We start from the raw sequence: 19215 nt of genomic DNA on the forward strand, positions 1-19215 counted from the left end.
TGCAGCTTGTGGATCAGTCGGGCAACGGCACCACGGCGCGCAGGCGGGTGCCTTCGCCAGTGGCCGAATGGAGTTCCAGCCGGCCTTCGTAGAGGCGCAGGCGTTCGCGCATGCCACCCAGTCCGCTGCCGCCGCTGTGCAGGGCCGCGTCCGGGTCGCAGCCGCGGCCGTCGTCGGCCACCTGCAACTGGATCAGGCCGCCGCGCACCACCAGCCGCAGCAACACACTGCTGGCCTCGGCATGCTTGGCGATGTTGTTCAGTGCCTCCTGGGCGACGCGGAACAGCAGCGTCTGCAGGTCGGCGTCGAGCGGCGGCAGCTGGCCGATGTCGACGGCGATGTCGAGTGCGCTGGCTTCGCCCTGACTGCGCGCGAGCCAGCGCAGCGCGGCTTCGAGCCCGAGGTCGTCGAGCACCGGCGGGCGCAGCAGGCGTGACAGCTGGCGTGTGTCCTCGAGGGTGTCGCCGCACAGGGCGATCGTGGCTTCCAGCGCGGCGCGCGCGTCGGCGTTGGCTTCCGGCAGCGTGGCGGTGATCGCGGCGAGCCGGTGCTTGATCGCGGTCAGGTTCTGGCCGACGCCGTCGTGCAGTTCGCGCGCGAGGCGCCGGCGTTCGTCTTCCTGCACCCGCCACACCGCGCGACCGAGGCGGCGGAATTCGCGCTCGTTGCGCTGCAGGCGATCGAGCAGGTCCTGGTATTGCTGGCGCAGGGCGGCCAGGTCATCCATCGGCATCGGCCAATGGCAGTGCGTCGTTGCGCGGTGGCAGCGAGCGGTCGAAGCCGGGGCGCAGCGGCACCGGAATGCGGGCGCGCAGCTTGCCCAGCGCGCTGTCGGCGGTTTCGCCGCAGGACGGCGATGCGCGTCCCGCACTGTCGACGCAGGACTTGCGTACAAGCTCGTGCAGTCGCCATGCGTCGACGTAGTCGCCGCGGCGCAGGAGGGGCACGGCCTGGCGGTACGCGCCGAGCAGGGCGACGGAATCCGCGCGCGCGGCCGCCGATTGCATCGACGCGAGCAGGTAGCGCAGCCGCAGCGGGACATTGCCGAGCGCGGCGGTGTCCCGCTCCAGGTCGGGGGACGCGCGCGGCTCCTGCCGCGTGGCCTGCAGCGCCGCCTGCAACTGCAAGTGGCGCACGCCCGAGGCGCGCGCCAGCGTGCGGGCCCGCGTGATCGCCTGCGTTGCGGCGGCCTGGTCGCCGGCGCGGACGGCGAGTTCGGCCTGCAGCAATGCCGCGATTCCCTGCTGCTCCGACGACGCCTGCGCAATGGCGGCAGCGAGCGCAGCCAGCGCCTTGCGCGCTTCGGCGTCGGCACGCACCGCCAGCAAGGCCTGCACGCGCAGTAGGCCGGCATCGGCGATGCCGCGCGCGTCCTCGCGTTCGCGGAACAGCGCTTCGGCGCGGGTGGCCTGTTCGATCGCGGCGTCGATGTGGCCCTGTTGCAGTTCCAGTTCGGCGAGGTTGCGCCGGCTGACCGCGGCTTCCTCGAGCATCTGTTGCTTTTCCGCCGCGGCCAGCGATGCATCGAGCTGCCGTCGGGCCTCGCTCCACTGACCGCGCGCGATCGCCAACAGGCCGAGGTTCTGCTGCGTGCGGATCAGGCCGGTCTGGTCGCCCAGTTCGCGATAGGCGTTCGCCGACTGCACCAGGTAGGCCTGCGCGTCGTCGTAGGCACCCAGCTGGTAGTGCGCGAAGCCGATGTCGTTGAGCGCCTGCGCGGTGCCGCCTTTCTCGCCGAGCTGCTGCCAGGCCTGCAACGCGGCGCGGAAGTGGGCGAGGGCCGCCGGGTAGTCGCCGCGTTCCTCGGCGAGGATGCCGCGTTCGTTCTCGACCGCGGCCAGGCCGCCGCGGTCGCCCAGCGTCGCGTGCAGTTCGGCGGCCTGCTTCAATGCGTCGGCGGCGGCGTCGAACTTGCCCTGCTGGCTGAGGATGTTGCCGAGGTTGCGCAGGCTGGTCGCCAGCCCGCGCCGGTTGCCGACGGCGCGGCGCAGCTCCACCGCTTCGCGGTACTGCTTCTCCGCATCCAGGGTCTGGCCCAGGCGCGCGTAACCGATGCCGAGTGCGTTGGCGGCCTCGGCTTCGCCGTAGCGGTTGCCGCTGCGCTTGTAGAGCACCAGCGCGCGCACCAGGTACTCGTCGACCGCGCGCTGCGCGTCGCCGGCGAGGATCGAGAACTTGCCCAGTTCGAACCAGGCGCGCGGGTCGTTGGGATCGCGCGCAACCAGCTTCTGCAGCGCGGCGATGGCGCCGCCAAAGTCGCCGCCGGCGCCCAGCGCGCGGGCCTGGCCGAGTTCGGCGAAGGTGTTGTCGGGGGTCTGCGCCAGTTCCGCCCGCCATTCGGCGGCCGCCGCGGGCGGGTCACCATCGAGCAGGGCGCGTTCGGCGCGCAAGCGGCGTTGCAACACTGGCGTGCGCGCTGCGTCGGCGCTGCGCTGGCCGGCTTCGATCGCTTCATAGGCGAGGTCGGTTTCGCCCACCGCCTGCGCCATGTCGGCCTGCAGCAGCCAGGCGAGGGCAAAGCCGGGCGCCGCGGCCGTGGCCTTGCGTACCTGCGCCAGCGCGTCGGCGGGGGCGCTTCGCTGGCGGGCGAGGAGCGCGGCGCCGAAGGCATCGAGGGCGGCGTCGGTGCACGGTTGCGCGCATGGCGGTAGGGCGAAGGGCACGCTTGCCGTACGTGCGCCCAGTGCCTTGGCCAGCGCCGCGGAGGTCGCCAGTTGCGTGAAGGCGGTGGCTGGATCGCTTGCAGTGGCCTCGAACGCGGTCTCCTCCGCGCCGTTCGTGCGCAGCGTCGCTTTCGCCTGCCAGCGCTTGCCGGCGGATGGAAGCAGTTCGAGCTGCAGCACGCGGTCGGCGCCGACGATGCGTTGCAAGGCCGCGGCGTCGGGCTTGCCCGAGGCGGCAGGATCGAGCTGGCGCAGGGCCTGGCCGGTGCGTTCGCCATCGACGACCGCGACGCCCGGGCTGGCCTGCAATGCCGCGCGCAGCAGTTCGGCGAGGGCGAGGGCGCGGCCTTCGCCGATGGCGTCGCGCGGCGTGGTCAGCGGCATCACCAGCACGCGGTGCAGCGGCGCGACCGTGGCGACGCTGGCCGGCGTCGATGGATGCGTGTAACGCCATGCGGCATAGCCGCCGCCGGCGAGTGCGGCTGCCAGCACGGCGGCGATGGCGGCATGCCGCCGCGTGAGCGCGAAGTCGCGCGGCACCTCGCGCGTGTCGATCGCACGGACGATCGCTACTGCGCTCTGCAACCGGTGCGCGGGCTGCACGCGCAGCAGGCGGTCGGTGAGGCGCGCGAGCCACGCCGGAGTCTGCGGCTTCGCCTGCGTCACCGGCGGCGGCGAGCGCAGCATGCGCTGGGCGAGGATCTCGCTGAGCGTGCCGCCCTGGAACGGCATCGCGCCGGTCAGCATCTCGTACAGGATCAGGCCGAGCGTGTAGAGGTCGCTGCGCGCATCGATCGTGTCGCCGCGCGCCTGTTCGGGCGAGAGGTAGTCGGGCGTGCCGACCACGGCGCCGGATTGGGTCAGGCCGTTGCTCGCCAGCGAGCGCGCCACGCCGAAGTCGCTGATGTAGGCGTTGCCGGCGCGATCGATGAGCACGTTCGCGGGCTTGAGATCGCGGTGGACCACGCCGCTGGCGTGTGCGGCGGCGAGGCCTTCCGCCAGTTGCCGGGCGATGGCGGTTGCGACTTCGGGCGGCAGCGCGCCCTCGCGGTCGAGGCGGCGGTCGAGCCCTTCGCCGTCGATGTAATCCATGCTGATCAGCCACTGGCCGTCATGCTGGGCGAGGTCGTGGATGCGCACCACGCGCGGACTCGACACCTGCCGCGCCAGCAGCAGTTCCTGGCGAAAACGCTCGAAGGCGTCCGCGCGCTGGGCGAGTTCGGGCCGCAACAGCTTCAACGCGACCGGAACATCCAGCGCCAGGTCGGTGGCGCGGTACACCACGCCCATGCCGCCGATGCCCAGCATCGCCTCGATGCGGAAGCGCCCGGCGAGGATCGAGCCGGGCGCGTGCTGGTGCTGGGCGTGGAGCCCGGTGGCGGTCGGCTCGGTCATGCGGTGCCGGCGCGCGGTGCGCGGTCGGACTGCCCGTCGACGATGGTCTGCCAGCGCGGTGCATCGTCCAGCGACTGCACTGCGCGGCTGGCGAGCAGGTACAGCGTTGCGCTTTCGGCGAAGGCGCCAATCAGTTCCATGTCGAAGTCGGTGACGGGTTCGCCGCGGCTGCCGTCGGGCGCGCTGCGGCGGTCCGCGTACACCGCACCGATCACGCGCGCGCCATCGCGCAGCGGCAGGCACACCAGGGTGCACAGGGCGCCGGCGACGACCGATGCACGACCGGCCAGCCAACCCTCGTTGCCGACGTCGTTGACCACCAGCGGCCGGCCTTCGGTGAGCACGCGCTGCACCGCGCCGACGCTGCCCGAGAATGCGCGCTGGTCCAGCGCCTGCGCATCGAGTTGCAGGCTGGCGCGCACGCTGAAATCGGCGGTGCCCGGATCGGCCAGCAACAGGAAACCGCGATCGCTGCCGGACAACTCGACCACGCCGCGCAGCACCTGCGCCGGCAGCGAATCGCCGCGGCTTCCGGGCAGCGAGATCCTGTGCGCCAAGGCCTGCGACAGCGCGACGCGTTCGGCACGGTGCGCCTGCAACGCGGCCGCCTGCACCGCATCGAATACGCCGAAGTCGCAGTAGCAGTCGCCCAGGCGCAGCCAGCAGTCGCTGCGGATGGGGTGGTCGCTGACGGGGATGCCATCGACGAAGCTGCCGTTCTTGCTGCCCAGGTCGCGCAGGCGCCAGTCGCTGCCGTCGTGACTCAACTCGGCATGGGCGCGCGAAACGGAAGGGTGTTCGATCACCAGGTCGCAACCGGGATCGCGGCCGATGCGCAGCCGCATGCCGGGCTGCAGCCAGCGGCTCAGGGCCGCGGCATCGGGTGGGTAGGCAGTCAGGCGGGCCTGCATGGCCGCATCTTAGCGCGCGCCGCTGGTCGCCCCGGGGCGGCCTCCGCGGCGAAATGTGCCGCGGATCACGCGCGGGTTCGCTGCCCGGAGAGCTGCGTCAGCGCTGCGAAGCGTGCGCGCGTCGCTGTGCTGCTGCGCGCGCGCCGCCGGCGACCGAGCGTTACTGACCGAAGTCGCGCAGGTAGGCGACGCTGAAGCGCAGGGTGTTGGCGCCTGCGACCAGCTCGCCCGCCTGGTTGGTCACGTCGCGCGTTGCGCGCCATTCGTTGGCGAGCTGCTGGCCGGCGCGGGCCTGGGCGCGGGCCCGCAGCGCGTCGATCGCGGTGATTGCCGCGGCGTAGTCGGCGCCGTCCGCGCCGGCCTCGGCCTGGTCGAGCAGGGCGTCGAACGCGGGGCGTTCGCCGGCCGGCAATGCCGCGACCTTGGCGCGCAGCCAGGTGAGTTTCTCTTCGACCACGTCGGCGGTATTGCGGACGTCGACCAGGATCAGGAACTGCGAGAACCCGCCGTAGGTGGTGCGCGCGCGCACGCTGCCCTGGGCGATCTCGTCGGTCACGTCGCGGAACGCGCCGCCCAACGGTGCCTTGAACACGCGGAACGAGCTGCCGATCGAGTAGGGAATCGCGTGGGTGTGGATCTCGAGCCGCCCGGTGTTGCGGAAGCTGAGGCCGCCGGCGGCCGGCGGCTCGATGGTGACGAGCAGCGGCAGCGCGCCGGGCAGGGTGGTGAGGGTCGCGCTGGGCAGGCGCGCGAGCAGCGCCGGATCGAGCGGGTCGACGAGGCTGGCGGTCACGCCCAGGCTGCTGGCGCTCAGGCCGGTGGCGTCCTGGAAGTCCAAGCTGAGCTCGGCGATGGGCTGGGTGGGCGAGCCGATCGAGGCTTGGGCATGGTTGCCCGACGCGGTCAGGGTGATCGGCAGGGCGGCGGCGCTGGCGGCGGCGCTGGCGAGATACAGCAGCGCCAGCGACAGGATTCCAACGGCGCGCTGCGGCAGGGCCTTGCGGGCGAAGGCAGCGACTTTCGGCGACAGGCTCGGCATTGCAACTCCCAGAAAGGGTTCCCCGTATCGAACCGGCATCCGCTTCCGGGTGCGCCGGATGGCCGGCGCAGGCGGCCGGGTGCCGCACGAGCGCGAGACTACGTGGCTCGCACGGCCGGCGTCTGTAGGGGTTTCCACCCAGGTTCGGGGGTGATTCACGCGTGTGAACGGGGCGTGCAGCCTGCGTCATCGCGGTCCGGGCGGTGTGAGGCGCGGCGGGGCGGGCGCCTGGGGGTAGTTCCCCGGCGTTCCTGGGGGCTCTTCCGGATGGGCACCCGCTTCGGGCCACGGAAGACTCGTCCCGCTTGCTCCCGTCGGAGCACCCTCAGGAGACGATCCGTCATGCCGTTCCATGCTGCTTCCTTGCAAAGCCACATCAAGTTGAGCGCACTCGCCATGGGCCTGCTGGCCAGTGGCGTGGCCCTTGCCGATGCCCATCTTGATCCGCAACTGCTCTCGCGCATGGACGGCGCCGCACAGACCGACGAGCTGCAGGTCATCGTCAGCTACAAGCAGTCCGCTCCCGTCACGCCCGGCCAGGTCGCGGCCCTGCAGTCGCTGGGCATCAATAAGGGCGTCACCATGCACGCCCTGCCGATCGCCGGCGTCATCGCCACGCCGGCGGAAATCCGCGCACTGGCCGCGCGCAGCGACGTTGCCTCCATCTACTGGAACGCCCCGCTGCGTTACTTCAACAAGGAGGCCCGCGAGATCACCAGCGCCGCCCGCGCCCAGGCCAACCCGGGCGACTACGGTCGCGCGCTGCCCTTCAGCGGCCGCGGCGTGACCGTGATGGTCAACGATTCCGGCATCGATGCGACGCACGAGGACCTCAAGCTCGGCACCCACGTGGTCGACAACGTGCTGGCGCCGCAGAACGTGCTTGCCGAAGTTGCCGCGGACCTCGCGCCGGGCATCGTGCCGATCACGCACCTCAACAACGTGCCCAACACCGATCTCGGCTCCGGCCACGGCACCCATTGCGCCGGTACCGTCGGCGGCAATGGCGCGCGCAGCAACGGCCTGTATCGCGGTGTCGCGCCCGGTGCGGACCTGATCGGCTACGGCTCCGGCGCGGTGCTGTTCATTCTCGATGCCGTCGGCGGACTCGACTACGCGGCCACGCGCCAGTTCGACTACGCTGCGCCGATCCGCGTGGTGTCCAATTCCTGGGGTTCGTCGGGCAAGTTCGATCCGGAAAACCCGGTGAACATCGCCAGCTATGAGTTGTACAAGCGCGGCATCGTCAGCGTCTTTGCCGCCGGCAACGACGGCCCGGGCGAGGACACCCACAATCCCTACGCACAGGCGCCGTGGGTCATCTCCGTCGGCGCCGGCGAGAAGGACGGCGTGCTGACCGGCTTCTCCTCGCGCGGCAAGCGCGGCGAGAGCGGCACCTTCACCATGGCCGACGGCAAGAGCTGGACCTACTACAACCAGCCGACCATCGTCGCGCCCGGCGTCGACATCGTGTCGACCCGCGACGTACTGGGCGCGCTGCCGCCGCTGGAAGCGCAGCACGACGCGGAAACGCTCGAGCCTCAGTACCTGCCGTTCTATACGCACATGAGCGGCACCTCGATGGCGACGCCGCACGTGGCCGGTATCGTCGCGCTGTTGCTGGAGGCCAATCCCAACCTCACGCCTGCGCAGGTCAAGGACATCCTCATCCGAACCGCAAGCAACATGACCGGCCGCCTGGCGTGGGAGGCGGGCAGCGGCCATGTCAACGCGTATGAAGCACTGGCGATGGCGACGGGCATCCGCAGCGACTTCGGTGCCACCGTCAACGCGCTGCGCAGCTTCAACAGCAATGCCGTGCTGCTCGGCGGCGTGCCGAGCGTGCCGTTCTCGATCGACTTCGCGCCGGTTGGCACCGTCGAATCGCAGAGCTTCACCGTGGGCGCGGACATCGCCTGGGTGGCCGCGCGGGCGACGGTCGACGCAAACACCGTCGCGATCGTCCTCACCGACCCGGACGGCAACCAGTACGGCTCCTCGATCGCGTTGCCGGTGCTTGGAGACACTGTCAGCACGGGCGCGCCGGGTAAAGCAGGCACCTGGAAGGTCACCGTCCGCGGCATCGGTTCGGTGTCGGGCACGGGCCTGGATCCGCTGCAGGTCACCAACGGCTATGCATTGCCGGGAACGATCAATGGCGAGATCAGCTTCCTCAGGAGCGGTGGCTACACCGGGCTCAACGACATTTCCGGCCATGCCGCGCGGCAGGCGATCGAGTTCGCCGTGGCCAACCGCCTGGTGGATGGCTATGCGGACGCGAGCTTCCGCCCCGACCAGACCCTGCGGCGCGCGGAAATGGCGCAGTACCTGCTGATGGGGGCCAGCGTCCGTCAGCACCTGCCGTTCAACGGACAGCGCAGCTTCACCGACGTGTCGACGACCTCGCCGGCATATGCCTACGCGGAGGCGGCAGTGGCGAAGGGTGCGCCGCTGCGTGACCTCAGCAACGCACACGACGGCGTGATGGGCCTGGTCAACGGCCAGTTCCGTCCGAACGACTACGTCACGCGCGCCAGCCTCGCGTATTCGCTGGTGCAGGCGATGGGCCTGCAGGACCAGGCCCGCGGCTTCAGTGGCGAGCTCACCGTGTTCTACGACGGCAAGCGCATCGCGATAGACGACGCCGCTTCGATCCCGGCCAGCCTGCGCGGCTACGCACAGCTCGCGCTCGACCAGGGCCTGATAAACGCGCGCTTCGTCGTCACCCAGGGGCCGTTCGACCTGCAGCCGACGCTGCACGCCTACTTCGACCCGAGCAAGACGGTGACCCGCGCGGCGTATGCGGTCGCGGCCGGCCGCTACCAGGCGGCGTATCAGGCGGCGCAGGACTGATGCGGCAAACCCGATGACCCGGCATTGCCGGGCCATCGGTTCCGGAGGTTTCCGGAACAGAAAAAAAGAAAAAGCCCGCATCGCTGCGGGCTTTTTCTATTGAATAAATGGTGGCCGGGGAGGGAATCGAACCCCCGACACGGGGATTTTCAATCCCCTGCTCTACCAACTGAGCTACCCGGCCGGCTCACCAGCCGTGCAACGGCCGTGAAAGAGCGGGAATGATACGGTTCAGCTGCGCGGCTGGCAAGCCTGATTTTCGCTGAACACGAAACGGGCGCGGCCTTCCGGCCTCTAGCGGCGGGCGCATCATGCAGTCACCACGCAAGTTTCGCGTCGGAGGCTGCCATGAAATCCCTGCAAACCGCGCTCGCCGCGTTCGCGCTCGCATTGTCCGCCTGTGCCACGGGCGGGATGTCCGACAACGACAAGCTGGCCCTGTATCGCGCCCATGCCCTGGCGCCGGTCGACAGCTTCCGCTACCTCAACCGCATCGACGGCTGGACGCCACTGGGCGACACCGCCGTCGCCATCTGGACGCGCCCCAACGAGGCCTACCTGCTGGAAGTCGATGGGCCGTGTCCGGACCTCGACTTCGCCCAGGCGATCGGGCTGACCAACCAGATGGGAACGGTCTACTCGCGCTTCGACAAGGTGATCCCGCGCACGGGCGTGGGGCGCGAGCCGCATCCGCTGCCGTGCCGGATCCAGCAGATCCGCCCGCTCGACGTGAAGGCGATCAAGTCCGCGGAGCAGGACATCCGCCGCGAGGGCGAAAAGGCCAGCAGCTGACGGTGGTTGTGTAGACGCTGCCGTTACTGCTCCGGCGGCACGTAGCCCGCCGGCTTTTCCGCGTCGCCGCCGAACAGGAACTTCTGCATCTCGCCCTCGAGGAAGGCGCGGTGCTGCGGGTTCATCGGCGAGAGCCGGTTCTCGTTGATCAGCATCGTCTGGTGCGCCAGCCATTTCGCCCACGCCGCCTTGCCGATGTGGGCGAACACGCGCTTGCCCAGTTCGCCCGGCCACGGGACGAAATCGAGCCCTTCGGCGTCGCGGTGTTCGAACTCGCAATGGATGGTGCGCGGCATCGGTCAGGGTTCCAGCTTGGTTTCCAGCAACTTGCGGATCGGCGCGGGCATGCCGAGCGAAGCGAATTCACCGCGTGCGACCCAGCGCAGGTCGGCATTGTCGCCGACGCGTCCGTGCAGCGCGACATCGCGCAGGCGCAGCGGTTGCAGGCGCAGCTTGTAGTGGCTGAAGGCGTGGTCGATCGGTGGCAGCGCCTTGGCCCGGCTGAAATCGCCGCGCGCCTCGTGTTCGAACCAGGCGCGCGAGGCGCTCGCATCATCGGCCTGCGGCAATGTCCACAGCGAGGCCCAGATCCCGGTCGGTGGGCGACGCAGCATCAGTACCTCGCCATCGGCGTTTTCCAGCCACAGCACGCAGGCGTGCTTCTGCGGCACGGGCTTGCCGGGCTTGGGCGTGGGCAGTTCGGCGACGCGGCCCTCGCGCCGCGCGACGCAATCATCCTGCAGCGGGCACAGCACGCACGCGGGATCGGCGCGCGTGCACAGCGTGGCGCCGAGGTCCATCTGCGCCTGGGTGTAGTCGGCCATGCGCGCGGAGGGCAGGTGCGACTCCGCTCTTTGCCACAACTGCTTCTCTACCGCGGGCTGGCCGGGATAGCCGTCGATGCCGTGGTAGCGCGCGAGCACGCGCTTCACGTTGCCGTCGAGGATCGCGTGGCGATCGCCCCAGGCCTGCGACAGGATCGCCGCCGCCGTACTGCGGCCGATGCCGGGCAACGCGGTCAGCGCGTCGATGTCGCGCGGCAACTCGCCGCCGTGCTGTTCCATGCATCGCCGCGCCGCGGCCTGCAGGTTGCGGGCGCGCGCGTAGTAGCCGAGCCCGGACCACAGCGCCATGACGTCGTCGCCGGGCGCCGCCGCCAGCGCCGGCAGTGTCGGCAACGCGGCGACGAAGCGCTCGAAGTAGGGAATGGCGGTCTTGACCTGCGTCTGCTGCAGCATGATTTCCGACAGCCACACGCGATACGGCGTGCGCGGATGCTGCCAGGGCAGGTCGTGGCGGCCGTTGATGTCGAACCAGCGCAGCAGGCGCTCGGCATAGCCGGCGTCGGCGGGTGTCGCGGTTCCGGCAGCGGCAAGCGCGGGTGCGTTCATGGCGGGGTTCCTGGAGCCGGCGGCGCGCCGTCGTCGAATTCCACTTCGACGCCTTCCAGCGTCGCGCCGGACACCTCGATCTTCGGTGCGAGCAGCGAACCCGTAAGCGGCGGCAAGGGCGAGCCGGCGGGTTGTTCGATCCACGCCAGCATGTCCGGCAATCGGAAATGCCCTTCGAAGCGGTAGGCATCGCGCGCCAGCCGCAGCGTCGCGGTGTCGGTGAAACCCGCCGCGCCGTCGTAGCGCAACGCGAAGGGCAGGGGCGAGGTCGACTGGCCCAGCGGCGGCGGCAAGGCCGGCCAGGCTTGCGGCCACTGCGCGAGCACGCCGTCGAGCTGCAAGGTGAGCCGACGGCCCAGCGCGAGCGTGCCGTGCGCATCGGCCTTGGGAATGGGATCGCCCGCGTCCGTGCCGCGCGGGCGCAAGGCCACGCCGGCCGGCGCCCAGGTCCAGGTCGCTTCATCGAAGCGCAGCGGGCCGTACAGGCCGAGGGCGAAGGGAACGCGCGTCGTACCGGATTCGTAGGTGGCCGCCGTGCCCAAGCGCGCCGGCGCGATCCGCAGTTCGTCGCCGCCGAGCTGCAGGGGACCCGACAGCGCCACGGTCGCGGGCAGGCGCCAGTCCGTGCCGTGCCCGATGGTCACCGCGCCGTGCGTGGCGAAACCGGTGCTGCCGTTCCGGATCAATGCGTCCGGTCGCACGATCGCCACGGCGAGGTCGACCGGGATCGCCAGCGGCGCGTCGAGGTAGCGGCCGCGCAGGCGGGCGCGCAGCGGTTGCGCAGGATCCAGCAGCGGCAGGTCGACGTCGATGCGATCGATGCGCCAGTCGTCGTTGGCGATTTCGCCATCGCGGATGCGCAGGCCGTCGGTCAGTCGCGGCAGGCGCTTTTCCGACGGCGGACGCGTCGCCAGCCAGTGCTGCAGGGCGGGCAGGTCGAGATGGGGCGCATCCAGTTCGATGCGGCGTGCCACCAGTTCGCGCGTGCGCAGCGTCGACCAGGGCAGGGCGACATGGATGCGTCGCGCCGTCAGCAGCAGGTTGGGCGCGCCCGGTTCGCGCACGCGCACGTTGCGCAGCACCAGCAGGGGCGTGCCGCGCAGCCGGTATTCGGTGATGCCGTCGGCGTGGATTTCCAGGCCGAGCGCGGCGCCGAGCTGGCGGGTGACCAGTGCGGCAACACTGCGCGGACGCGACAGCCAGTACAGCGCGACAAGCAGCGCGACCGCGACCAGCGCGAGGACGAGCAGGGTGCGGCGGCGACGCGTCATCCGGTGCCGAGTGCGTCCGGCAGCAGCGCGTCGACGAAGGCTTCGGCGTCGAACACGCGCAGGTCTTCCGGGCGTTCGCCGATGCCCGCGAAGCGGATCGGGATGCCGAACTCGCGCGCCAGCGCGAACACCACGCCGCCCTTCGCGGTGCCGTCGAGCTTGGTGACCACCAGCCCGGTGACGCCGACCGCGGCGTGGAACTGGCGCAGCTGCGACAGCGCGTTCTGCCCGGTGGTGCCGTCGATCACCATCAGCACTTCATGCGGCGCGGAGGCATCGAGCTTCTGGATCACGCGCTTGATCTTGCCCAGCTCGGCCATCAGGCCCTGTTGCGTGTGCAGGCGACCGGCGGTGTCGGCGATCAGCACTTCGGTGCCGCGTGCCTTGGCCGCCTGCAACGCATCGAACGCGACCGAGGCCGCATCGGCGTTCTGGCCCTGCGCAACGACCGGCACGCCGTTGCGCTCGCCCCAGGCCTGCAACTGGGCCACGGCGGCGGCGCGGAAGGTGTCGCCCGCGGCGAGCATCAGCGGACGACCTTCGTCCTTGAAGCGCTTGGCCAGCTTGCCGATGGTGGTGGTCTTGCCGACGCCGTTGACGCCGACGGTCAGCAGCACGAAGGGGCGGGCCGCGCGATCTATCTGCAGCGGCTGCGCGACCGGTTGCAGCATCGCGATGAGGTCGCCGCGCAGCGCCGCCAGCAGCGCGTTGGCGTCGGCGAACTCGCGTGCCTTCATGCGCTTGCGCAGGTCGGCGACGAGTTGCGTGGTCGCGGCGACGCCCACGTCGGCCATCAGCAACGCCGTCTCGATCTCGTCGAGCAGGTCGTCGTCCAGGCGCGGGTTGCGCGAGAACAGGCCGCCGAGCGTGCGTGCGAAGGCGCTGCCGCGCAGGCGTTCGCGCCAGCCCTTCTTGCCGGGCGCTGCCGCCGCGGTGTCGTCGCCGGTTGCAGCGGCAACGTCCCCGGTTGCCGCCACGTTGTCGGTTTCGGCCGGCGCGCGCTGCGCGGGTTCGGTTTCCATCGCGGCGGCGATGATTTCCGCGGGCACCGCTTCTGTCGTGGCGGTTTCGAGGCCGACATCCGCGCCGGCGCCGGTCTCGCCCTGTGGCGCCTGCGGCTGCGGCGGACGCGGTTCGGCGGGCGTCGCGGGCGACGCCTCGGGCTTCTTGCGGCGGAAAAAGTTGAGCATCGCGAGGGGGAAGCGGGAGTGCGCGAGAATGTGCACATGATAGCCCCCCGGCCCAGTCCCGCCCGATGAACCGTCCGCGCTCGAGTTCCATGCCCGCTGCGCCCGGCCGGGTCCGCATCATCGGTGGCCGCTGGCGCGGGACCCGGCTCGACGTGCCGATGGCGCCCGGCCTGCGCCCCACCAGCGATCGCGTGCGCGAGACGCTGTTCAACTGGCTGCAGCCCGTATTGCCGGGCGCACGCGTGCTCGACCTGTTCGCCGGCAGCGGCGCGCTCGGACTGGAGGCGCTGTCGCGCGGCGCGGCGTCGGCCGTGCTGGTCGAGCGCGACGCGAAACTCGCCGCGGCGCTGCGCACCACGGCCACGCGCCTGCAGGGCGGCGAGGCGGCGAACGTGGTGTGCGCGGACGCGCTGGGCTGGCTGCACGGGCAGCCCGAGGCCGGGTTCGACCTCGCCTTCGTCGATCCGCCCTTCGATGCGAATGTCTGGGCCGGCGTGCTGCCGCTGCTGGCGCCGAAGCTCGCCCGCAATGCCTGGCTCTACGTGGAGGCGCCGCACGCCGCCGTGGCCGCGCCGCCGGCGGAGTGGGCGCTGCACCGCGAGGGCAGCACCCGCGAGGTCCGCTACGCGCTGTACCGTCGGCGGGCAGATGCCGCCGTCGATGCCGGGGGCGGCGCCACTGCTACACTGGCGCCCAATCCGGCCGGGCCAGCCGCCACATCGCCGATCTGAGCGAGCCAACTCCGAGCGAACCACCCGCGCATGACCGCCCGCAACCGCATCGCCGTCTATCCCGGCACCTTCGACCCGATCACCAATGGCCACGTCGACCTCGTCGACCGGGCCGCGCCGCTGTTCGAGCGGATGATCATCGGTGTCGCCGCCAGCCCGGGCAAAGGGCCGGCGCTGCCGCTGGAGTTGCGCGTGCAGCTGGCACGCGACGCGCTCGCCCGGCACGGCAACGTCGAGGTGGTCGGCTTCGCCGGGCTGCTCGCGCATTTCGTCGAGGAAGTGGGCGCGGGGGTGCTGATGCGCGGCCTGCGCGCGGTTTCGGACTTCGAATACGAGTTCCAGCTGGCGAGCATGAACCGCCACCTGATCCCCGGCGTGGAGACGCTGTTCCTCACGCCGGCCGAGCAATACGGTTTCATTTCCTCATCGCTGGTTCGCGAGATCGCCCGCCTCGGCGGCGATGTCTCCGGCTTCGTGCCACCGGCGGTCGCCTCCGCGTTGCAGGCGCAATGGCAGCGCAACAACGTTGCATGACCCATCCGCAATACCCACGCACAACCACGCATTACCAAGACTGGGGGAGTTCCCGATGAAGATTTCGACCCGACTGCTGCTCGCCGCCTGCCTCGCGCTGCCCCTGCTGGGCGCCTGCAAGAAGGAGGAAGCCGCGCAGGAAACCGCCAAGGCTCCGGTCGCCGTGCCGACCGTCGCCACCGACGAGAACGCATGGAACGCGTACCTGACCGACGTGGTCACCCGCAACCTCGACAACGCGACCAGCACCTACGTCTACACGCTGCCGGCCGATTCGTCCGCCGACTTCCAGGGTTCCTACGACCGCCAGCTGGAGAAGGCGGAAGGCGACATGATGCGTGGTGGCGTGGAAGGCACGCTGCTCGCGTTCGGTGGCCCGAACTCGGCCAAGAGCGCCGATCTGGCCGTGGCCGCGTTCGCCAAGGCCGAAGCGGGCACCATGAAGGGCGTGAAGGTGCTCTTCATCGGCGCGCAGGCGGACAGCGATCGGGTCAAGGCTGCGGTCGATCCGTCCGGCGCCACCTACAAGTTCGTCGACGCGAAGTAATCGGGCCCGCCCGCGTCCGTTTCTGGCGGGCGCGGGCAGTTTGGCTGGAAAGAGTTGCTGTAACCATGGCGCTGAAGATCAACGAGCTCTGCGTCAATTGCGACGTCTGCGAACCGGCGTGCCCGAACCAGGCCATCTCGCAGGGCGAAACCATCTACGTGATCGATCCCGCGCGCTGCACCGAGTGCGTGGGGCATTTCGACGAACCGCAATGCGTGGTCGTCTGTCCGGTCGAATGCATCGATCCGGATCCCGCGTTTCCCGAATCCAACGAACAGTTGCTGGCCAAGCTGGCGCGCCTGCAGGCGCAGGGCTGATGCCGGCTCCGACGCTGTTCGCGCAAAGCCTGTGTGCCTGAACCTGTCTGCTGAAGTCTGTCCGTTGAAACCCGTCCGTCGATCCGCCCAGCGGAGGAGTGACTGCCCGTGACGAAGATGCCCCGGCCGCTGCACACGCTGATCCTCGCCCTGGTGTTGTGCGTGCCGACCGTGGCGCCCGCCGCGCAGGCGCCCCGTGACGACGCATCCGTCGCGCCGCTGGCGAAGCCGCCGGGCGCCGCCATCGCCAGCGGCCACGCCCTGGCGACGCAGGCGGGAATCGACATGATCCGCGCCGGCGGCAATGCCTTCGATGCCGCGGTGGCCGTGTCGGCCACGCTGTCGGTGGTCGAACCGATCAGTTCCGGCATCGGCGGCGGCGGTTTCTTCCTGCTGCACGATGCGAAGAGCGGTCGCGACATCTTCGTCGACGCCCGCGAGACCGCGCCGGCTGCCGCGACGCCTGCGGCCTTCCTTGACGCGAACGGCGAGCTCAACCGCGATCGTGCCACCAACGGGCCGTGGTCCGCGGGCATCCCGGGGTTGCCCGCCGCGCTCGTGCACCTCACGGAGAAATACGGCCGGCTGCCGCTGAATACCACGCTGGCACCGGCGATCCGCCTGGCGCGCGAGGGCTTCGAGATCTACCCGCGCCTGGAGAAGGGCTACGCCAGCCGCCGCCAGGTGATGGAGCGTTATCGCGGCACGCGCGCCGTGTTCCTCGCCGACGGCACGCCGCCGACGGCGGGCGAAATCCTCAAGCAACCGGAACTGGCGCGCACGCTGGAACTGATCGCGGAAAAGGGCTTCGACGGCTTCTACCGCGGCGAGACCGCGAAGAAACTGCTGGCCGCGGTGAAGGAGGAAGGCGGCCGCTGGCGCGCCGACGAACTCGCCGGCTACGTGGTCAAGGAGCGCGAGCCGCTGCGGTTCCGCTATCGCGGCTGGGACGTCACCACCGCGCCGCCGCCGTCGTCGGGCGGTGTCGCGCTGGCGCAGATGCTGCAGATCCTCGAAGGCTGGGACCTGGCCAGGCTCGACGACGCACACCGCCACCACGTCGTCGTCGAAGCGATGCGCCGCGCGTATCGCGATCGCACCATCTACCTGGGCGATCCGGATTTCGTGAAGGTGCCGGTGCGGCGCCTGGCGAGCGCGGACTACGCCGCCGGCCTGCGCGCCACCATCCACCCCGACAAGGCCACGCCCAGCGCGTTGCTGTCGGGACAGCCCGCGCCGCTGGAGGATGACGAGACCACGCACTTCTCGATCCTCGATGCCGAAGGCAACCGCGTCTCCGCGACGCAGACGGTGAACCTGCTCTACGGCTCGGGCATGGTCGCGCCCGGCACCGGCGTGCTGTTGAACAACGAGATGGACGACTTCGCCCTGCGCCCCGGCACGCCCAATGCGTTCGGCGTGATGGGCTTCGCCGCCAATGCGCCGGAAGCGGGCAAGCGCATGCTCAGTTCGATGACGCCGAGCTTCATCGAATCCAAGGACAGGCTCGCCGCGATCGGCGCGCCCGGCGGCAGCCGCATCATCACCGAAGTGCTGGTGGGCATCCTCGGCTACGACGCGGGACTGAATGCGCAGCAGGTCGCCGCGCTGTCGCGCTTCCACCACCAGTGGCTGCCGGACGTGATTTCGGCGGAAACGGGCGCCATCGACCCGGCGACGGTCGCGGCATTGCAGGCGATGGGCCACACCGTCAACGCCGCCGAAGCCAACTGGGGCAACCTGCAGACGGTGTCGTGGGACAAGCGCACCGGCGCGCTGGAAGGCGGCACCGATCCGCGCAATCCCGTGGGCAGCGCCGAGGTCCTGAACGCCAGCGAACAGCCACGGCGCTGACGGCGAAGCAAACGCACCGGCTTCGCCGCAGCCGCATTCGGCGCGATAATCCGCGCATGCCCTCATTTGGAATGCGGCGATGAAACTCTGGTCCCTGCTCGGCAACAGCCAGAAGCTCGATGGCGGCGCCATGTTCGGCAACGCGCCGCGGGCGATGTGGGAGAAGTGGTCGCCACCGGATGCGCACAACCGCATCGACCTGGCGTGCCGCGCGCTGCTGGCGACGCCGCTGGCCGGCAAGACGGTGCTGTTCGAGTCCGGCATCGGCGCGTTCTTCGAACCGAAGCTGCGCGAGCGCTACGGCGTCAACGAAGAGCGCCACGTGCTGCTGGATTCGCTCGCGGCGGCGGGATTCAAGCCGGAGGACATCGACGTGGTGGTGCTGTCGCACCTGCACTTCGACCACGCCGGCGGCGTACTGGCGAAGTGGGAGGAGGGCGCACCGCCGCGCCTGGCGTTCCCCAACGCCAGCTACCTCGTCGGTCGCGAACACTGGGAGCGCGCGCAGCACCCGCACCCCCGCGATCGCGCCAGCTTCATCGCCGAGCTGCCCGGCCTGCTGGAATCGACCGGCCGCCTCGAACTCGTCGAGGGCGCGCATTCGAAGCTGCTCGGCGCCGCGGTGCGTTTCCATTACAGCGACGGCCACACGCCTGGGCTGATGCTGGCGGAAATCGTCGGCCCGGAGGCCGTAAACGGCGATGCGCACGGCGGCGTGGTGTTCTGCGCGGACCTGATCCCGGGCCGCCCGTGGGTGCACGTGCCGATCACGATGGGCTACGACCGCAATGCCGAACTGCTGATCGACGAGAAGAAGCAGTTCCTCGAAGACAAGCTCGCGCGCAACGTGCACCTGTTCTTCACCCACGATCCGGGTTGCGCGCTGGCGCAGGTGACGCGCGACGAGAAGGGGCGCTTCGGTACCGCCCACGAAGTCGCCGAGCTGCAGGCCAGGAGCCTGGCGGCATGACCGTATCCGCCACGCCACGCGCGCTGTTCGCGTCCGCGCTGGCGGTGCTGTCGTTGCTGCCGGCCGCGCCGGCTTCCGCGCAGGCCGAGCCGGAAGGGTTCCCCGACCCCGGCGCCGCGCTTGTCGATCCCGACTTCAAGGTCGGCACGCGCGAATTCGGCCTCGATCGCCGCGTCGAGATGTACCAGTGGCGCCTGGGCGAACGCGGTTACGAGCAGGTATGGCACGGCGCCTGGATCGATTCGGCCGGCTTCGACGCCGCGCATGCGAATCCGCCGAAGCTGCTGCTCGACAACCGCCGCTGGTGGGCGGAGCAGCCGACGCTGGATGGCAAGCCGCTCGATCCGGCGGTGCTGCGCAGCCTGGGCGAATGGCGCGTGCTGCGTCCCGGCTTCTCGCGGCTGCCGGCCAACCTGGCGGCTTCGTTCCAGCCGGAAGGCGAGGGGCTGGGCAGCGCCGAGAATCCGCTCGAGCCGCAGATCGGCGACCTGCGCGTCACCTGGCGTGAGCTGGTGCTGCCGCCGTTGGCCGGCAAGGTCGCCCTGCGCGATGGCGCGTGGCGGCTGGTGGAAGATCCGGTGGCGCCGCGCGCGAATCCGCCGGCAACCGTGGCGGCGACGCCGCCGCAGCACGCGCAGCGCATGTGGCCGTTCTTCGGCTCGGGCCTGGTGGTGATCGTGGCGATCGCCGTGGCCGCGCGACGCCGGCGCCGGCACCACCCGAAGTGAAGTAGCGCGTTCGACCGCAGCGGTGCGGC

17 protein-coding genes and 1 tRNA gene are annotated in these 19215 nt (G+C 70.6%); 9 read left to right on the top strand and 9 right to left on the bottom strand.

The window, feature by feature from the left end; translation table 11 throughout:
- Positions 1-13 precede the first annotated feature (13 nt).
- From H8B22_RS11620 to H8B22_RS11635, 4 genes are all read right to left on the bottom strand, one after another.
- A complete protein-coding gene (locus H8B22_RS11620; protein ID WP_225876192.1) occupies positions 14-733 on the bottom strand; it encodes a sensor histidine kinase in 720 nt (239 codons plus the stop codon).
- A complete protein-coding gene (locus H8B22_RS11625) occupies positions 720-4058 on the bottom strand; it encodes a serine/threonine-protein kinase (protein WP_187711578.1) in 3339 nt (1112 codons plus the stop codon). The genes H8B22_RS11620 and H8B22_RS11625 overlap by 14 nt, the downstream gene beginning before the upstream one ends.
- The gene (locus tag H8B22_RS11630; RefSeq protein WP_187711579.1) at positions 4055-4969 is read right to left on the bottom strand and encodes an FHA domain-containing protein; all 915 of its coding nucleotides are present in this window, start codon (positions 4967-4969) and stop codon (positions 4055-4057) included. The genes H8B22_RS11625 and H8B22_RS11630 overlap by 4 nt, the downstream gene beginning before the upstream one ends.
- Before the next feature lie 160 nt (positions 4970-5129).
- Positions 5130-6008, bottom strand: coding sequence for a DUF6689 family protein (locus H8B22_RS11635; RefSeq protein ID WP_225876193.1), 879 nt, complete (start codon positions 6006-6008; stop codon positions 5130-5132).
- 381 nt (positions 6009-6389) lie between these two features.
- On the opposite strand from H8B22_RS11635, the gene H8B22_RS11640 reads away from it, so the two are divergent.
- Entirely contained in the window at positions 6390-8861 is a 2472-nt protein-coding gene (locus H8B22_RS11640; RefSeq protein ID WP_225876194.1) for a S8 family serine peptidase, read from the top strand.
- A 108-nt stretch (positions 8862-8969) separates the two neighbouring features.
- Here H8B22_RS11640 and H8B22_RS11645 read toward each other — a convergent pair.
- A tRNA-Phe gene (locus H8B22_RS11645) sits at positions 8970-9045 on the bottom strand.
- 164 nt (positions 9046-9209) lie between these two features.
- On the opposite strand from H8B22_RS11645, the gene H8B22_RS11650 reads away from it, so the two are divergent.
- Entirely contained in the window at positions 9210-9653 is a 444-nt protein-coding gene (locus H8B22_RS11650) for a DUF6491 family protein (RefSeq protein ID WP_187711581.1), read from the top strand.
- Between the two features lie 23 nt (positions 9654-9676).
- Here the strand turns inward: H8B22_RS11650 and H8B22_RS11655 are convergent, their stop codons facing one another.
- Genes H8B22_RS11655 through ftsY form a run of 4 tightly spaced genes read right to left on the bottom strand, consistent with a single transcriptional unit; the run spans position 9677 to position 13505 of the window.
- Positions 9677-9949 (bottom strand): oxidative damage protection protein, encoded by a 273-nt coding sequence (locus H8B22_RS11655; protein WP_187711582.1) that lies wholly within the window; start codon positions 9947-9949, stop codon positions 9677-9679.
- Between the two features lie 3 nt (positions 9950-9952).
- Entirely contained in the window at positions 9953-11044 is a 1092-nt protein-coding gene (gene mutY, locus H8B22_RS11660) for an A/G-specific adenine glycosylase (RefSeq protein ID WP_187711583.1), read from the bottom strand.
- A complete protein-coding gene (locus tag H8B22_RS11665; RefSeq protein ID WP_187711584.1) occupies positions 11041-12315 on the bottom strand; it encodes an AsmA family protein in 1275 nt (424 codons plus the stop codon). Before H8B22_RS11665 ends, mutY begins: the two co-directional genes overlap by 4 nt.
- Positions 12312-13505, bottom strand: coding sequence for a signal recognition particle-docking protein FtsY (gene ftsY / locus H8B22_RS11670; protein WP_187711585.1), 1194 nt, complete (start codon positions 13503-13505; stop codon positions 12312-12314). The genes H8B22_RS11665 and ftsY overlap by 4 nt, the downstream gene beginning before the upstream one ends.
- Positions 13506-13570: 65 nt before the next feature.
- Between ftsY and rsmD the strand changes: the two genes are divergently transcribed.
- The 7 genes from rsmD to H8B22_RS11705 all read left to right on the top strand — a co-directional run bounded on the left by rsmD (position 13571) and on the right by H8B22_RS11705 (position 19186).
- Entirely contained in the window at positions 13571-14236 is a 666-nt protein-coding gene (rsmD, locus tag H8B22_RS11675; RefSeq protein WP_187711586.1) for a 16S rRNA (guanine(966)-N(2))-methyltransferase RsmD, read from the top strand.
- 30 nt (positions 14237-14266) lie between these two features.
- Positions 14267-14770: a pantetheine-phosphate adenylyltransferase gene (gene coaD / locus H8B22_RS11680; RefSeq protein ID WP_187711587.1), complete on the top strand. Its 504-nt coding sequence runs from the start codon at positions 14267-14269 to the stop codon at positions 14768-14770.
- A gap of 55 nt (positions 14771-14825) precedes the next feature.
- The gene (locus H8B22_RS11685; protein WP_187711588.1) at positions 14826-15317 is read left to right on the top strand and encodes a hypothetical protein; all 492 of its coding nucleotides are present in this window, start codon (positions 14826-14828) and stop codon (positions 15315-15317) included.
- 65 nt (positions 15318-15382) lie between these two features.
- Positions 15383-15634 (top strand): YfhL family 4Fe-4S dicluster ferredoxin, encoded by a 252-nt coding sequence (locus tag H8B22_RS11690; RefSeq protein ID WP_187711589.1) that lies wholly within the window; start codon positions 15383-15385, stop codon positions 15632-15634.
- A gap of 117 nt (positions 15635-15751) precedes the next feature.
- Complete coding sequence (gene ggt, locus H8B22_RS11695) at positions 15752-17488, top strand: gamma-glutamyltransferase (RefSeq protein WP_187713636.1); 1737 nt, start codon at positions 15752-15754, stop codon at positions 17486-17488.
- Positions 17489-17567: 79 nt separating this feature from the next.
- Entirely contained in the window at positions 17568-18458 is an 891-nt protein-coding gene (locus H8B22_RS11700) for an MBL fold metallo-hydrolase (protein ID WP_187711590.1), read from the top strand.
- Positions 18455-19186, top strand: a complete 732-nt coding sequence (locus H8B22_RS11705) for a TMEM43 family protein (RefSeq protein WP_187711591.1) — start codon at positions 18455-18457, stop codon at positions 19184-19186. Before H8B22_RS11700 ends, H8B22_RS11705 begins: the two co-directional genes overlap by 4 nt.
- The last annotated feature ends 29 nt before the right edge of the window (positions 19187-19215 follow it).

Source organism: Lysobacter terrestris (genome assembly GCF_014489475.1).
Classification (GTDB): Bacteria; Pseudomonadota; Gammaproteobacteria; order Xanthomonadales; family Xanthomonadaceae; genus Agrilutibacter; species Agrilutibacter terrestris.

Coding starts and splice junctions, on each gene's coding strand:
- H8B22_RS11620 (WP_225876192.1), bottom strand. CDS start 733: ATGCCGATGGATGACCTGGCCGCCCTGCGCCAGCAATACCAGGACCTG.
- H8B22_RS11625 (WP_187711578.1), bottom strand. CDS start 4,058: ATGACCGAGCCGACCGCCACCGGGCTCCACGCCCAGCACCAGCACGCG.
- H8B22_RS11630 (WP_187711579.1), bottom strand. CDS start 4,969: ATGCAGGCCCGCCTGACTGCCTACCCACCCGATGCCGCGGCCCTGAGC.
- H8B22_RS11635 (WP_225876193.1), bottom strand. CDS start 6,008: ATGCCGAGCCTGTCGCCGAAAGTCGCTGCCTTCGCCCGCAAGGCCCTG.
- H8B22_RS11650 (WP_187711581.1), top strand. CDS start 9,210: ATGAAATCCCTGCAAACCGCGCTCGCCGCGTTCGCGCTCGCATTGTCC.
- H8B22_RS11655 (WP_187711582.1), bottom strand. CDS start 9,949: ATGCCGCGCACCATCCATTGCGAGTTCGAACACCGCGACGCCGAAGGG.
- mutY (WP_187711583.1), bottom strand. CDS start 11,044: ATGAACGCACCCGCGCTTGCCGCTGCCGGAACCGCGACACCCGCCGAC.
- H8B22_RS11665 (WP_187711584.1), bottom strand. CDS start 12,315: ATGACGCGTCGCCGCCGCACCCTGCTCGTCCTCGCGCTGGTCGCGGTC.
- ftsY (WP_187711585.1), bottom strand. CDS start 13,505: ATGCTCAACTTTTTCCGCCGCAAGAAGCCCGAGGCGTCGCCCGCGACG.
- rsmD (WP_187711586.1), top strand. CDS start 13,571: ATGAACCGTCCGCGCTCGAGTTCCATGCCCGCTGCGCCCGGCCGGGTC.
- coaD (WP_187711587.1), top strand. CDS start 14,267: ATGACCGCCCGCAACCGCATCGCCGTCTATCCCGGCACCTTCGACCCG.
- H8B22_RS11685 (WP_187711588.1), top strand. CDS start 14,826: ATGAAGATTTCGACCCGACTGCTGCTCGCCGCCTGCCTCGCGCTGCCC.
- H8B22_RS11690 (WP_187711589.1), top strand. CDS start 15,383: ATGGCGCTGAAGATCAACGAGCTCTGCGTCAATTGCGACGTCTGCGAA.
- ggt (WP_187713636.1), top strand. CDS start 15,752: ATGCCCCGGCCGCTGCACACGCTGATCCTCGCCCTGGTGTTGTGCGTG.
- H8B22_RS11700 (WP_187711590.1), top strand. CDS start 17,568: ATGAAACTCTGGTCCCTGCTCGGCAACAGCCAGAAGCTCGATGGCGGC.
- H8B22_RS11705 (WP_187711591.1), top strand. CDS start 18,455: ATGACCGTATCCGCCACGCCACGCGCGCTGTTCGCGTCCGCGCTGGCG.